We start from the raw sequence: 14,126 nt of genomic DNA on the forward strand, positions 1-14,126 counted from the left end.
CGGCGGTGGGATACTCACGGTATGCAGCCGGTTTTTGTGCTGCCCTTCCCGAAGAAACCCTGAATAGGACGACCATGGCCAAAGCGCTGTACGGATACGTCGGCGGCCCCAGCCCGGAGCACGCCCACGAAGTGGCAGTACTCCGCCGCCGCATCGCCGATCTCGAGAACGAGGTCCTGCGGCTCAAGGCCGAGAACGACGGACTCCTCGCCCGTCTCGCCGACTCGCACGACTTCGCCGAACTGCTCGAGACCGCCTCTCACTGAGATCGGTTCACGACGTCGGTACTGCCTCTGCGATCTGGCGGATCGCAGGCACTAGGCTGACGGCGTGTATCTGAAGACCCTGACGCTGCGGGGATTCAAGTCGTTCGCCTCCTCGACCACCCTGGCCCTCGAACCCGGCATCACCGCCGTGGTCGGGCCCAACGGCTCCGGCAAGTCCAATGTCGTCGACGCCCTCTCGTGGGTCATGGGCGAACAGGGCGCCAAGACGCTGCGCGGCGGCAAGATGGAGGACGTTATCTTCGCCGGTACGGCGGGCCGCGCCCCGCTCGGCCGCGCCGAGGTCGTCCTCACGATCGACAACAGTGACGGCGCCCTGCCGATCGAGTACTCCGAGGTCACGATCAGCCGCACGATGTTCCGCAGCGGCGGCTCGGAGTACGCGATCAACGGCAACACGTGCCGTCTGCTCGACGTCCAGGAGCTGCTGAGCGACTCCGGCATCGGCCGCGAGATGCACGTCATCGTCGGCCAGGGACAGCTCGACTCCGTCCTGCGCGCCACCCCCGAGGAGCGCCGCGGGTTCGTCGAGGAGGCCGCCGGCGTCCTCAAGCACCGCAAGCGCAAGGAGAAGGCGCTCCGCAAGCTCGACGCCACGCAGGACAACCTGACCCGGCTCAACGACGTGCTCACCGAGCTGCGTCGCCAACTCAAGCCGCTCGGTCGCCAGGCCGAGGTCGCCCGCCGGGCGCAGGGCATCCAGGCCACGGTGCGCGATGCGCGGGCCCGCCTGCTGGCCGACGACATCGTCGCCGCCCGCACCACGATCGAGACCGAGCTCGCGGACGAGTCGGTGCTGCGCGCCCGACGCGAGGCCGTCGAGAAGGCCCTCGCCGAGGCCCGGCAGCTCGAGACCGAGCTGGAGCAGGCCCTCGCCACCGACGCGCCACTGCTGACGCGTGCGCAGGAGACCGGCTACGCGCTCGGCAGCCTGCGCGAACGGTTCAACGGCACCGCCAACCTCGCCCGCGACCGGGTCCGGCTCGCAGCGGACGCCTCCGACGACCGGGTCGCCGGACGCGACCCGGAGGAGCTCGAGGCCGACGCCCGTCGTGCCCAGGAGCGGCTCACCGAGCTCGACGCCGCAGTCGAGCAGTCGGCCCTCGCGCTCGAGGCCGCGGTCACCGCGCGCGGCGCGGCCGAGACGACCTACTCCGACGAGGAGCGCCGCATCGCCGGCCTGCTGCGCGCCGCGGCGGACCGACGTGAGGGGCTGGCCCGCCTGCACGGCCAGGTCAACGGACTCAAGAGCCGTGCGGCCGCCGCCGACGAGGAGATCGGCCGACTGACGGCCGCCCAGCTCGAGGCTCGGCAGCGAGCCGACGCGTCCCAGCACGAGTTCAGCGCCCTTGAGAGCACGATCGCCGGCCTCAGCGCAGGCGAGTCCGGACTGGACGAGGAGCTCGAGCAGGGCGAGGAGCAGCTGGCACGGGCCGAGGCCGCGAGCGCGGAGCTCACCGAGCGCCGCACCGAGCTCGAGCGCCGGCTGGCCACCGCCACGGCCCGCAAGGAGGCCCTCGAGCTCGGCCTGAACCGCAAGGACGGGTCCGGTGCGCTGCTCGCGGCGTCCGACCGGCTCAACGGTCTGCTCGGCTCCGTGGCCGCGCTCATCACGGTGCGCGGCGGGCACGAGGCCGCCGTCGCGGCCGCCCTCGGCTCGGCGGCCGACGCGGTCGCGGTCGATCGGGTCGACTCGGCGATCAGCGCGCTGCACCTGCTGCGCGACGAGGACCTCGGCCGGGCGGGACTGCTGCTCGGCGGCGACGACGTCACGACCGACGACTGGCCCGCACTGCCCGCCGGTGCCCAGTACGCCGAGACGCTCGTCGAGGGTCCGGCGGAGCTGCGCGGGTCGCTGCGCCGGCTGCTGCACAAGGTCGCGGTCGTCGATGCGCTCGACGACGCCCGACGGCTCGTCGCGGCCCTGCCGGACGTCACGGCCGTCACCGCCGACGGCGACCGGATCGGCGCGCACTTCGCCGAGGGCGGCTCGTCCTCCGCGCCCAGCCTGATCGAGGTCACCGCGGCGATCGACGAGGCGGCCGAGACGATCGACCGGTCCACGCGGGCGCTCGAGTCGCTGCGGTTCGAGGTCGAGACGTCGCAGAACGCCGCGACGGAGGCCCGCGATCGCGTCGAGGCCGCGTTGGCGAGGCTGCACGAGTCCGACGCGTCGATGTCGGCGGTCGCAGAGAAGCTGGCCCAACTCGGTACGACGAGCCGGTCCGCCGCGGCGGAGGCCGAGCGGTTGGAGAGCGCGATCGCCGCGGCCGCCGAGGCGCGCGACCGCGACGTCGCGGGACTGGCCGAACTGGAGGAGCGACTCACGGCGGCCGAGGAGGCCCCGGAGGCCGAGCCCGACACGACCGAGCTCGAGCGCCTTGCCGAGGCCGCTTCCGCGTCGCGGCGCGCCGAGACCGACGCCCGGCTCGCGCTGCGCACCGACGAGGAGCGCGCCAAGGCGCTGAAGGCGCAGGTCGCGGCCCTGCTGGAGTCCGCCGAGGCCGAGCGCGAGGCCCGCGAGCGTGCCCGCCAGCGCGCCGAGCGTCGACGCCGCGAGGCCGAGGTCGCCACCGCGGTGCTGCAGGCCACCGAGATCACGATGGCCCGACTCGAGCAGTCGATCGCCGAGGCCGCGACCCTGCGAGCCGGCATCGAGGAGTCGCGCCGCGACCGCGAGGAGCGGCTGCGCGCGGCTCGCACGCAGGTGCGCGAGCTGTCGGCCGAGCTCGAGGGCCTCACCGACTCCGTGCACAAGGACGAGATGCAGCGTGCCCAGCTGCGGCTGCGGCTCGAGGGTCTGGAGGAGCGAGCCCTCGAGGAGCTCGGCATCGCCCCGGAGACGCTCATCGCCGAGTACGGCCCCGACCAGATGGTGCTGCCGATCGGCATCGAGGGACAGACCGACGAGTCCGGCGAGATCGAGCCGATCCCGTTCGACCGCACCGAGCAGGCCAAGCGGCTCAAGACCGCCGAGCGCGAGCTGGCGATGCTCGGCAAGGTCAACCCGCTGGCCTTGGAGGAGTTCTCGGCGCTGGAGGAGCGGCACCAGTTCCTCTCCGAGCAGATGGACGACCTCAAGCGCACCCGCGAGGACCTGATGGAGATCGTCGACGAGGTCGACGCGAAGGTCGAGCAGGTCTTCACGGAGGCGTGGAACGACGTCGAGCGCGAGTTCAACCACGTGTTCGCGCGGCTGTTCCCCGGCGGCGAGGGCCGGCTCGTGCTGACCGACCCGTCCGACATGCTCTCGACCGGGATCGACGTCGAGGCGCGACCGCCCGGCAAGAAGGTCAAGCGGCTGTCGCTGCTGTCCGGCGGCGAGCGCTCGCTCGTGGCGGTCGCGTTCCTGGTGTCGCTGTTCAAGGCGCGGCCCAGCCCGTTCTACATCCTCGACGAGGTCGAGGCGGCGCTCGACGACACGAACCTCGGCCGACTGCTCGAGATCTACGAGGAGCTGCGCGCGAACAGCCAGTTGATCGTGATCACGCACCAGAAGCGCACGATGGAGGTCTGCGACGCGCTGTACGGCGTCACGATGCGCGGCGATGGCGTCTCGGCGGTGATCAGCCAGCGGCTGCGCGAGGAGGTCTCGGCGTGACGCTCGCCGCCCACGGCGCCACCTACCGGATCACGACCCGCTGGGAGGACGAGGACGTCTACGGCCACGTCAACAACGTCAAGTACTACTCGTACTTCGACACCGCCGTGAACGGCTACCTCATGCAGGCCACGGGCACCGACATCCGCAGCCTTCCCGCCTACGGGATCGTCGCGGAGACCTCGTGCCGCTTCCTGCGCGAGCTGCGCTTCCCGCTCGACGTCGTAGCGGGGCTGACCGTCACGAAGCTGGGCAACTCCAGCGTCGTCTACGAGATCGGCCTCTACCAGGGCGACGACCCCGAGCCCGCCGCGATCGGCCGGTTCGTTCACGTGTACGTCGCGGGCGAGGACCGTCAGGTCACCGCGATCCCCGACGAGATCCGCGCGGTCCTGGCCCCGCTCGTGCGGACCTAGCTCAGCCGATCGTCGTGCGGTAGTGGGCCCAGGCGCGGCGCAGGCGCTTGGCGATCTTGTCGACGCGCTCGTGGTCGGTCGAGGGCCATCCGGTGCCGGGTGCGAGCAGCTCGCGCACGGAACGGTCGCCGAGCAGGTAGCCGCGGCGGAACTCGGCCTGCACGGCATCGAGGACGGTGTCCTCGCGGCGGCCGAACTCGCCCGCCGCCGAGACGATCTCGTCGCCACCCAGGTACGGCCGGTTGAGCGCCACCTCGTCGTGGCTGCTGACCCGGAACGCCGTGCGGTGCGAGTCCGCCAGGACGCGCAGGCGCTCCGGATCCATCGTCACGGCCGGATCCTCGGGACGAGGGTTGCCGGCGATGTCGCCCCGGTTCGACAGGGCGACGACGTCCGGCAACCGGTCGTCAGGGTGGCGCTCGGCGGTGATCGCCCCGTCCGGTCGCGCCGTGTTGTTCATCGTGTCGTGCAGGGAGACCGTCGTGATCGGCAGGTGGGGGGAGGTGGGTCGCACGGTGAGCAGCCGCTCGATCAGGTCGCGGCGCGTCTGCTGGTACACGTCCACGCCGCGTGCGCCGACCGTCAGGAGTGTCTCGACCAGCTCGTCGATCCCGGCCTCGGTGTCGGGAACGCGCAGGACCCGGACTCCGGCGAACGTCACGGGCCGGATCGCGTCGATCCCGGCGAGGTCGAGGGGTCGCCCATCGGCCGCCCGCGTCCGGCGCAGGGCCTCGGCGAGACTCGCCCCCGGGTCGGCGGGACGGGGCCGGTTCGGGTCGCGCACGAGGCGGGGATGCGGATTCTCGACGTAGACGATCGTCGGGTCGATCTCGGCCCAGCGGCGGGCGATGGCGCGCGTCGTGACGTCGGTGAAGTCGAACTGCAGGCGCTTGGTCAGGGCCGGGTCGATCCACGGAGCGAGCTCCTCGGGGATCTCGGCACCGGCATGGGGGCACGAGACCAGCAGATCGGCCTCGGCGAGGGCGTCGTCGAGCGTGCGCGTCCCTCGGTCGGCCCAGTACGTGATGTCCTCGGGCACGAACGTGGTCCCCGCTGCGATGAACTCCACGGCGCCCTCGGTCACGGAGCACACGCTAGTGGTCTTCGGGGTGCGAGCGGACCCGATTCGTGACCCCGCCCGCGCCTACGATCGCACCAGTGGTCACGGAGGTGATCGAAGAAGCGGAAGGGAACCGTGGTGGACACAGCACTCGATCTGGCCCGGTGGCAGTTCGGCATCACGACCGTCTACCACTTCCTGTTCGTGCCGATCACGATCAGCATGGGTTTCCTCGTGGCGATCATGCAGACGGCGTGGTGGCGCACGGGCAACGAGAAGTGGCTTCGGCTGACGCGCTTCTACGGGAAGTTGTTCCTCATCAACTTCGCGATGGGCGTCGTGACCGGCATCGTGCAGGAGTTCCAGTTCGGCATGAACTGGAGCAGCTACTCGCGCTTCGTCGGTGACATCTTCGGCGCTCCGCTCGCGATGGAGGGCCTGCTGGCGTTCTTCCTGGAGTCGACGTTCCTGGGCATCTGGATCTTCGGCTGGGACCGGATCAAGCCGGGTCTGCACCTCGCGACGATCTGGATCGCGGCCGCCGGCACGCTGATCTCGTCGTTCTTCATCCTCGCGGCCAACTCGTTCATGCAGAATCCGGTCGGCTACACCTTCAACGAGGAGCGCGGACGGGCCGAGCTGACCGACATCTGGGCGGTGCTGACCAACAAGGTCGCGCTCGTCACGATCCCGCACCAGGCGTTCGCGTCGTTCATGGTCGGCGGCGCGTTCGTCGCGGCCGTCGCGGTCTGGCACCTGCTGCGCCGGCCGGGAACGGACGTCGACGCCTTCCGCAGCGCGGCGAAGATCGGCGCCGTCACGCTGTTGATCGCCGGACTCGGCACGATCATCACGGGCGACGAGCAGGGCAAGATCATGACGCAGGTCCAGCCCATGAAGATGTCCGCGGCCGAAGCGCTCTACGAGGACTCCGACAGTTGCGCCCCGTTCTCGATCCTCACGATCGGCACTCTCGACGGCTCGAAGCCGCTGTTCAGCATCGAGGTGCCGTGCCTGCTCTCGCAGCTGGCCACCGGCAGCTTCGACGAGCCCGTGCGCGGCATCAACTCGCTCAACGAGGAGTACCGCACGACGTTCGCCGACACGGGCCTGAAGGACTTCTCGCCGAACATCCCCGTCACGTACTGGACGTTCCGGCTCATGATGGGCCTGGGCTTCGTCGCGATGGCCGCCGGCGCCTGGATCCTGTGGGCGCTGCGCAAGGGACGCGTGCCCGACGGTGCGACCCGATCCGGCAGGTGGCTGCTGCGCACGGCGATCGTGCTGCCGTTCCTGCCGCTGTTCGCGAACTCGTTCGGCTGGATCTTCACCGAGATGGGCCGCCAGCCCTGGGTCGTGTTCGGGTTGATGCCCACCGAGGCGGGCGTCTCGCCCAGCGTGTCCGCAGCCCAGGTCTGGACGAGCCTGATCGGCTTCACCCTGCTCTACGGTGCGCTCGCCGTGGTCGAGGTCAAGCTGCTGCTCACCTACATCGCGAGGGGCCTGCCGGACGCGAATCCGCCGACCACCCGCGACGACGACTCCGACGCCCCGCTGGCGTTCGCGTACTGAGGAGACCGCCACCATGGAACTGACGACCTTCTGGTTCGGACTCATCGCGGTCCTGTTCATCGGCTACTTCGTCCTCGAGGGCTTCGACTTCGGCGTCGGCATGCTCGTCGGGGTGCTCGCCAAGGACGAGCGCGAGCGCCGCGTCCTGGTCAACACGATCGGCCCGGTCTGGGACGGCAACGAGGTGTGGCTCCTGGTCGGCGGCGGCGCGCTGTTCGCATCGTTCCCCGAGTGGTACGCCACGCTGTTCAGCGGCTTCTACCTCCCGCTGTTCCTGATCCTCGTGGCGCTCATCATCCGCGGTGTCGCGTTCGAGTACCGCGGCAAGCGTGAAGACGCCGAGTGGAAGCGGCGCTGGGACTGGTGCATCATCGTCGGTTCGTTCGTGCCGGCGCTGCTGTGGGGCGTGGCGTTCGCGAACATCGTCCGCGGTGTCCCGCTGGACGAGTCGCACGAGTACGTCGGCGGGTTCTTCAACCTGCTGAACCCGTACGCGCTGCTCGGCGGCCTCGTGACGCTGACGGTGTTCCTCGTGCACGGCGCGGTGTTCGTGGCGCTGAAGACGGTCGGCGACATCCGGGTGCGGGCGCACGAGCTGGCCCAGCGGGTCGGGGTCGTCGCGGCGCTGCTCGCGGTCGTGTTCATCGTGTGGACCGGACTCGACCAGGGCCAGCTGGCCGTGTGGATCCTCGGCGCGCTCGCCGCGGGGGCGTTCGTCGGTGGCCTGCTGGCCAGCTTCGTCGACCGCGACGGCTGGGCCTTCGTCGGCACGGCCCTCGCGATCGCGCTGGTCGTGGCGATGCTGTTCGTCGGGCTGTTCCCCGACGTCCTGCCCTCGACCCTCGACGCGGCCAACAGCCTGACCACGACGAACGCGTCGTCGACGCCGTACACGCTCAAGATCATGACGTGGGTCGCCCTCGTGTTCACGCCGATCGTGCTGGCCTACCAGGCCTGGTCGTACTGGGTGTTCCGCAAGCGCATCGGGATCCAGCACATCCCCGAGTCCGCGGCACACTGAACGCGTGAGACCGCTCGATCCCCGACTCGTCCGGCGCTCGAGCACCGTACGCGGCCACCTCGTGTGGTCGGTGGTGCTCGGGGCGCTCACGGCCGTGCTCGTGATCGTCGTCTCGTGGTGCGTCGCCGAGGTGGTGGCGCGTCGCTTCGACGGTGGGCCGGCGCTGCTGTTCCCGGTGGCCATCGCCGGCGCCTTCCTCCTGCGGGCGGGGGTGGCCTGGATCCACGGAGTCGTCAGCGAGCGGGCGGCGATCCGGGTCAAGGCGCAACTGCGGGCCGAGGTCGTGGCGGACCTGCTCGATCCGCGCCGCGTCGGGCCGCGCCCCGAGAGCGGGCGACTGGTCGCCCTGCTCGGTCCGGGGATGGACGCGTTCGACGGCTACATCGGCCGGTTCCTGCCGCAGTTGGCACTGGCCGTCGTGGTGCCCGCCGCGGTGATCGCCGTCGTGGCGTGGGTCGATCCGCTGTCGGCGCTCATCATCGTCGTGACCCTGCCGCTGATCGGCGTCTTCATGGCCCTCGTCGGCCTGTTGACCCGGGACAAGGTCGAGCGACGCTGGGTCGCGATGGAACGGCTCGCGCGACACTTCGCGGACGTCCTCGACGGTCTCGTGGTGCTCAAGGTCTTCGGACGACGTCAGGAGCGGGGCATCCGCGAGGTCGGCACCCGGCACCGCGAGGAGTCGATGCGGGCGCTGCGGCTCGCGTTCCTGTCCTCGCTCGTCCTCGAGCTGATCGCGACGATCTCCGTCGCGCTCGTGGCGGTGAGCGTCGGCCTGCGCGTCGTCGACGGGAACCTGGGCCTGCGCGACGCGATGGTCGTGCTGCTTCTCGCTCCGGAGGCGTATCTGCCGGTGCGCCGTGTCGGGACGATGTTCCACGACAGCACCGAGGGGGCTACAGCGACGGCCGAGGTGCTCGACCTGCTCGAGCACGACCGCCATCGCGGGACGGTCCCGCCTCCGCGGCAGGCCGAGACCGTTCGGGTGAGCGGCGCGCGGCTGACCCACCCGGGCCGGGCCGTTCCGTCGCTCATGCTCGACGACCTGACGGTGGAACCGGGGGAGTTCGTCGCCGTCGTCGGTCCCTCCGGTGGCGGGAAGTCGACCCTGCTGGACGTCCTGCTCGGCTTCGAGCGACTCGACGAGGGCACCGTGCTCGTGGGACCGACCTCACTCGACGACCTCGACGTGGAGGCGTGGCGCGAGGCGATCGCGTGGGTCCCGCAGACCCCGCACCTGATCGCTGGCACAATCGCCGAGAACGTCGCGCTGGGACGGCCGGAGGCCTCGCCGGAAGCCGTCGCGGCGGCGGCCGCGGCGGCCGGACTCGACCTCGACCCGACACGGGTCGTGCGTGAGGGCACGACCGACCTGTCGGCGGGGGAGCGACGTCGGCTCGCGGTCGCCCGGGCGCTGCTGCGGGTGCGACTAGGCGGAGCCTGGCTCGTGCTGCTCGACGAGCCGACGGCCGGCCTCGACGCCGACCGTGAGGCCGCCGTGCTCGCCGCCTTGCGCGCGACTGGGGCCTCCGTGCTCGTCGTGTCCCACCGACCCGAGTCGATCGCCGCGGCCGACCGGGTCGTGGAGGTGGCGGCGTGAGCCCGCAGTACTCGCGGCGCACGCGGCTCGGATTCGGCGTGGCGATGGGCATCGCCGCGCAGCTGGCGGCGATCGGCCTGCTGCTGGCCGCGGCGTGGCTCATCGTCCGGGCTGCCGAGCAGCCGCCCGTGCTCTACCTCATGGTGGCGATCGTGTCGGTGCGCTTCTTCGGCATCGCCCGCTCCGTGCTGCGGTACGTCGAGCGGCTCGCGACCCACGACGTCGCCCTCGCCGACGCCGTGGAGCAGCGCGTCGCGACGTACGTCGACCTCGACCGGGCGGCGCCGGGCGGGCTGGGCGACCTGCGCCGTGGCGACCTGGTCAGCCGCGTCGTCGCCGACGTGACCCGCCTGCAGGACCGGTTGCTGCGCCTGCGGTTGCCGTGGTGGGTCGGTCTGACGGCCGCTGCGGTCGTCGTCGGCGTCGTCGCGGGCATCAACGTGCGCTCCGGCGCCGTGATCCTCGCCGGCGCCGGGACGTGCGCGCTGGGGCTGCGGCTCACCGTCGCCCGCGTCGGCGCCGGCAGTGGCGCGCGGGCCGCGGCCCAGGGGCGGCTCGCGGCCGAGGTCGCGGCAGCCGCCGTCGCCGCGCGCGAGATCGTCGCCGCCGGGGCGGCGGGCGCCGCCCGCGACCGCGCGCAGGCCGCCACGAGCGAAGCGGGTACGGCCCAGATCGGCGGAGCCCGGGTGGGTGGCCTCGGGTCCGCGGTCGTACTGGCCGTCACCGGCGCCGTGGTGGCGGTCCTGGCCGCGTGGTCGGCCGGACTGGACCCGGTCGTCGTGGGCGTCGTGCTGCTCGCGCCGATCGCGCTCGCCGAGCCGATGGACGGCTGGGCCGAGGCCGAGCGGACGCGCCCCGACGTCGAGGCGGCCGCCGCCCGGGTCGCCGCGATCGCGGCGCTGCCGACCCCGGTGGTCGACCCGGTGGACCCACGTGCGCTGCCCGACCGGTTCGATCTCGAGGTCGAGGCACTGCTGGCCGGGTGGACCGGTCCGCTCACCGAGCCGGTCGACGTGAGCCTGCCGGAGGGCGGCATCGTCGCGATCACGGGCCCGAGCGGCGTCGGCAAGTCGACGTTCGCGTATGCGCTGCTGCGGCTGCTGCCCACGTTCGGCGGCTCGGTGCGCCTCGGCGGCGTCCCGATCGACGCGCTCGCCGCCGCCGACGTGCGGTCGCGCATCGGCTACCTCGGCCAGGACGACGTCGTCTTCGACACGACGATCCGCGAGAACCTGCGCATCGCGGACCCGGAGGCGTCCGACGCCGCCATGCGGTCGGCGCTCGCGTCGGCCGGACTGCTCGGCGCGGTCGACGACCTTCCCGACGGGCTCGACACGAAGGTGGGCGAGCACGGGGGCCGGCTCTCCGGCGGCGAGCGCCAGCGGCTGTGCCTGGCCCGGCTGCTGCTCGGCGACCACCGGATCCTCGTCCTGGACGAGCCGACCGAGCATCTCGACGGACCGACGGCCGACGCCCTCATGGCGGACGTGCTCTCGCTCGCGGGACCCGGCGGCCGCAGCCTCGTCGTCATCAGCCACTCGCCGTCGGTGCTCGCCCGATTCGGCGCCGTGGTGACCCTCGTGGGCCGGGGGAGCGCCACTAGGGTGGTCGGGTGACCACCACGACTCTGCTCATCCTGCTCGCGGTCGCCATCGTCGTCGTCGGCGCCGGAATCGGCCTGTACTTCGGCTCGAGGCGTCGCGAGCTGCCGCCGCCAGACGTGATGGACGAGCTGACCGAGCGCGAGATCGAGCATCCCGAGCTGCGCGAGGTTGATCTCGACGAGGTCGAGGAGCTCGAGGCCGGGGTCCTCGTCGAGGAGCCGCCGGTCGTCGAGCCCCCCGCCGTGGAGCGTCCCGAGTCGCCCCAGGGCCGACTCGCGCGGCTGCGCTCGCGGCTCGCGCGCTCGCAGTCGAGCCTCGGCAAGGGACTGCTCGCGCTGCTCGGTGGCGGCGACCTCACCGACGAGCAGTGGGAGGAGATCGAGGACACCCTGCTGGCAGCCGACGTGGGCGTCGCGCCCACGACCGAGCTCGTCGAGCACCTGCGCGCCCGGCTGGGCGCCGAGGGCGTCAAGGACGCCGCGGCGGCCAAGGAGATCCTGCGCGAGGAGCTCATCGGGCTCGTCGGCCGCGACCTCGACCGCACCCTGAAGAGCACGGGCGACGACTCGCTGCCGGGCGTCGTGCTGGTCGTCGGCGTCAACGGCACCGGCAAGACCACGACGGTCGGCCGGCTCGCGCGCGTCCTCGTCGCCGAGGAGCGCTCCGTCCTGCTCGGTGCCGCCGACACGTTCCGCGCCGCGGCCGCCGACCAGCTCGAGACGTGGGGCGCCCGCGTGGGCGTGCCCGTCGTCCGCAGCGACGAGGGTGCCGATCCGGCGAGCGTCGGCTTCGAGGCCGTCAAGGAGGGCATCACGCACGGCACGGACGTCGTCCTCATCGACACCGCCGGCCGCCTGCACACCAAGTCCGGCCTCATGGACGAGCTGGGCAAGGTCAAGCGCGTCGTCGAGAAGCAGGCGCCCGTCACCGAGGTGCTGCTCGTCATCGACGCCACCACGGGCCAGAACGGCCTGACCCAGGCGCGGGTCTTCGGCGAGGTCGTCGACGTCACGGGCGTCGTGCTCACGAAGCTCGACGGCACCGCCAAGGGCGGCATCGTGATCGCCGTCCAGCGCGAGCTGGGCGTGCCGGTCAAGTTCGTCGGTCTCGGCGAGGGTCCCGACGACCTGGCCCCGTTCGACGCCGAGGAGTTCGTCGACGCGCTGCTCGCGTGAGTCATCGGGCGGCGTAACACGCCCGTAACGCGGCGGCGGGATCTGTCACGGCGCCGTCATGTGAGCCGCCTCTGGCCGAAACCCACGACGGCGAAAGTGGCACCGGAGCGCCACCGGGCGCCCGACGAACACTTCTGGAGGCCAGATGGACGGCTACTACGCCTTTATGATCGTGGCGACGGCCCTCGTGCTGATGATGACGGTGCCTGCGCTCGCGCTCTTCTACGGCGGCATGACCCGCGCGCGGTCGGTGCTCAACATGATGATGATGTCCTACGGCGCCGCGGCGGTCGTGGGCATCGTCTACGTGCTGTGGGGCTGGTCGATGTCGTACAGCTCGACCGGTGACGGCAAGCTCTTCGCGAACCCGTTCACCCTGTTCGGGCTCAAGGACGTGGAGTCCACGTCGTTCATCGCGGTCGCCTTCCAGATGACGTTCGCGATCATCACCGCGGCGCTCATCTCCGGCGCGATCGCCGACCGCGTCAAGTTCTCGGCCTGGATGGTCTTCGTGCCCCTGTGGGTCACGCTGTGCTACTTCCCGCTCTCGCACATGGTGTGGGGCGGCGGCTTCATCCTCGACCACTTCCCGGCGCAGGACTACGCCGGCGGCACCGTCGTGCACATCAACGCCGGTCTGGCCGGCGGCATCCTCGCCCTCATCATCGGCAAGCGGGTCGGCTGGCCCAGGGAGCAGATGCGCCCGCACAACCTGCCGCTCACGATGATCGGCGCGGGCCTGCTGTGGTTCGGCTGGTACGGCTTCAACGTCGGCTCGATCGTCTTCGTCGAGGGCGACGGCGGCGAGAAGGACATCGCCCAGTTCATGTCCGAGACGGGCGTGACCTTCATGAACACGACGATCGCGACCATGGCGGCCCTGCTGGCCTGGCTCGTCGTCGAGCGGATCCTGCACGGCAAGGCCACCTCGCTCGGCGCCGCGTCCGGCATCGTCGCGGGTCTCGTCGCGATCACCCCGGCCTGTGGCGCGGTGACGATCGTCGGTGCGATCGTGATCGGCGTCGTCGCGGGCGGTCTGTGCGCCTGGGCGGTCGGCGTGAAGTTCAAGTTCGGCCTCGACGACTCGCTCGACGTCGTGGGCGTCCACCTCGTCGGCGGCCTCGTGGGCACGCTGCTGATCGGCCTGGTCTCCTCGGCGTCCGCGCCCGGCGGCATCGACGGTCTGTTCTACGGTGGCGGTCTCGGCTCGCTCGGCAACCAGACGATGGCCGCGCTCATCGCGATGGCGTGGACCGGCGTCTTCACGACGATCATCGCCCTCGCGATCAAGTACACGATCGGCTGGCGCGTCGAGGACGAGGACGAGGTCACGAACGGCATCGACTTCGCCGAGCACGGAGAGTCCGCCTACGACATCGCCGGTACCTCCGGCGGCATCCTCTGAGAACGGGAGAATCACCACCATGAAGCTCGTGACCGCAGTGATCAAGCCGCACAAGTGGGAAGAGGTCCGTGAGGCGCTCGCCGCGTCGGGCGTGGCCGGAATGACCGTCACCGAGGCCAGTGGCTACGGCCAGCAGAAGGGCCACACGGAGGTCTACCGCGGCGCCGAGTACGACGTCTCCCTCGTGCCCAAGATCCGCCTCGAGGTCGTCGTGGACGACGCGGACGTCGAGGGGGTCGTCGCGACGATCACGTCGGCGGCCCAGACCGGCAAGATCGGCGACGGCAAGGTGTGGGTCATCCCGGTCGACTCGGTCGTCCGGGTCCGCACCGGCGAGACCGACGAAGCGGCGCTCTGATCGTCGTACCGCTCCACGGCCCCCGCCCTA

The 14,126-nt window shown here is 71.4% G+C and carries 11 protein-coding genes; 10 read left to right on the forward strand and 1 reads right to left on the reverse strand.

Annotated features, from left to right (window positions below):
- Positions 1–74: 74 nt before the first annotated feature.
- The 3 genes from ACT26F_RS05085 to ACT26F_RS05095 all read left to right on the forward strand — a co-directional run bounded on the left by ACT26F_RS05085 (position 75) and on the right by ACT26F_RS05095 (position 4,301).
- Positions 75–266: a hypothetical protein gene (locus ACT26F_RS05085; protein WP_471669411.1), complete on the forward strand. Its 192-nt coding sequence runs from the start codon at positions 75–77 to the stop codon at positions 264–266.
- Positions 267–330: 64 nt separating this feature from the next.
- Complete coding sequence (gene smc, locus ACT26F_RS05090; protein ID WP_471669412.1) at positions 331–3,885, forward strand: chromosome segregation protein SMC; 3,555 nt, start codon at positions 331–333, stop codon at positions 3,883–3,885.
- Positions 3,882–4,301, forward strand: a complete 420-nt coding sequence (locus tag ACT26F_RS05095; protein ID WP_471669413.1) for an acyl-CoA thioesterase — start codon at positions 3,882–3,884, stop codon at positions 4,299–4,301. The genes smc and ACT26F_RS05095 overlap by 4 nt, the downstream gene beginning before the upstream one ends.
- Position 4,302: 1 nt before the next feature.
- Here the strand turns inward: ACT26F_RS05095 and ACT26F_RS05100 are convergent, their stop codons facing one another.
- Positions 4,303–5,385 (reverse strand): N-formylglutamate amidohydrolase, encoded by a 1,083-nt coding sequence (locus ACT26F_RS05100; protein WP_471669414.1) that lies wholly within the window; start codon positions 5,383–5,385, stop codon positions 4,303–4,305.
- A gap of 114 nt (positions 5,386–5,499) precedes the next feature.
- Between ACT26F_RS05100 and ACT26F_RS05105 the strand changes: the two genes are divergently transcribed.
- From ACT26F_RS05105 to ACT26F_RS05135, 7 genes are all read left to right on the forward strand, one after another.
- A complete protein-coding gene (locus tag ACT26F_RS05105) occupies positions 5,500–6,933 on the forward strand; it encodes a cytochrome ubiquinol oxidase subunit I (protein ID WP_471669415.1) in 1,434 nt (477 codons plus the stop codon).
- A 13-nt stretch (positions 6,934–6,946) separates the two neighbouring features.
- Positions 6,947–7,954 carry a cytochrome d ubiquinol oxidase subunit II gene (gene cydB, locus ACT26F_RS05110; protein ID WP_471669416.1) on the forward strand — a complete coding sequence of 336 codons (1,008 nt, stop codon included), beginning with the start codon at positions 6,947–6,949 and terminating at the stop codon, positions 7,952–7,954.
- Between the two features lie 4 nt (positions 7,955–7,958).
- Positions 7,959–9,554, forward strand: a complete 1,596-nt coding sequence (cydD, locus tag ACT26F_RS05115) for a thiol reductant ABC exporter subunit CydD (RefSeq protein ID WP_471669417.1) — start codon at positions 7,959–7,961, stop codon at positions 9,552–9,554.
- Positions 9,551–11,170 (forward strand): thiol reductant ABC exporter subunit CydC, encoded by a 1,620-nt coding sequence (gene cydC, locus ACT26F_RS05120; protein WP_471669418.1) that lies wholly within the window; start codon positions 9,551–9,553, stop codon positions 11,168–11,170. Before cydD ends, cydC begins: the two co-directional genes overlap by 4 nt.
- Positions 11,167–12,333, forward strand: coding sequence for a signal recognition particle-docking protein FtsY (ftsY, locus tag ACT26F_RS05125; protein ID WP_471669419.1), 1,167 nt, complete (start codon positions 11,167–11,169; stop codon positions 12,331–12,333). The genes cydC and ftsY overlap by 4 nt, the downstream gene beginning before the upstream one ends.
- Before the next feature lie 145 nt (positions 12,334–12,478).
- Complete coding sequence (locus tag ACT26F_RS05130) at positions 12,479–13,738, forward strand: ammonium transporter (protein ID WP_471669420.1); 1,260 nt, start codon at positions 12,479–12,481, stop codon at positions 13,736–13,738.
- 19 nt (positions 13,739–13,757) lie between these two features.
- Positions 13,758–14,096 carry a P-II family nitrogen regulator gene (locus tag ACT26F_RS05135; protein ID WP_412903658.1) on the forward strand — a complete coding sequence of 113 codons (339 nt, stop codon included), beginning with the start codon at positions 13,758–13,760 and terminating at the stop codon, positions 14,094–14,096.
- The last annotated feature ends 30 nt before the right edge of the window (positions 14,097–14,126 follow it).

Source organism: Aeromicrobium sp. SP1, assembly GCF_055663785.1.

What these genes read in the sequence shown, in the direction of transcription:
- ACT26F_RS05130 (WP_471669420.1), top strand. Translation starts at nt 12,479, where the DNA reads ATGGACGGCTACTACGCCTTTATGATCGTGGCGACGGCCCTCGTGCTG.
- ACT26F_RS05085 (WP_471669411.1), top strand. Translation starts at nt 75, where the DNA reads ATGGCCAAAGCGCTGTACGGATACGTCGGCGGCCCCAGCCCGGAGCAC.
- ACT26F_RS05135 (WP_412903658.1), top strand. Translation starts at nt 13,758, where the DNA reads ATGAAGCTCGTGACCGCAGTGATCAAGCCGCACAAGTGGGAAGAGGTC.
- cydB (WP_471669416.1), top strand. Translation starts at nt 6,947, where the DNA reads ATGGAACTGACGACCTTCTGGTTCGGACTCATCGCGGTCCTGTTCATC.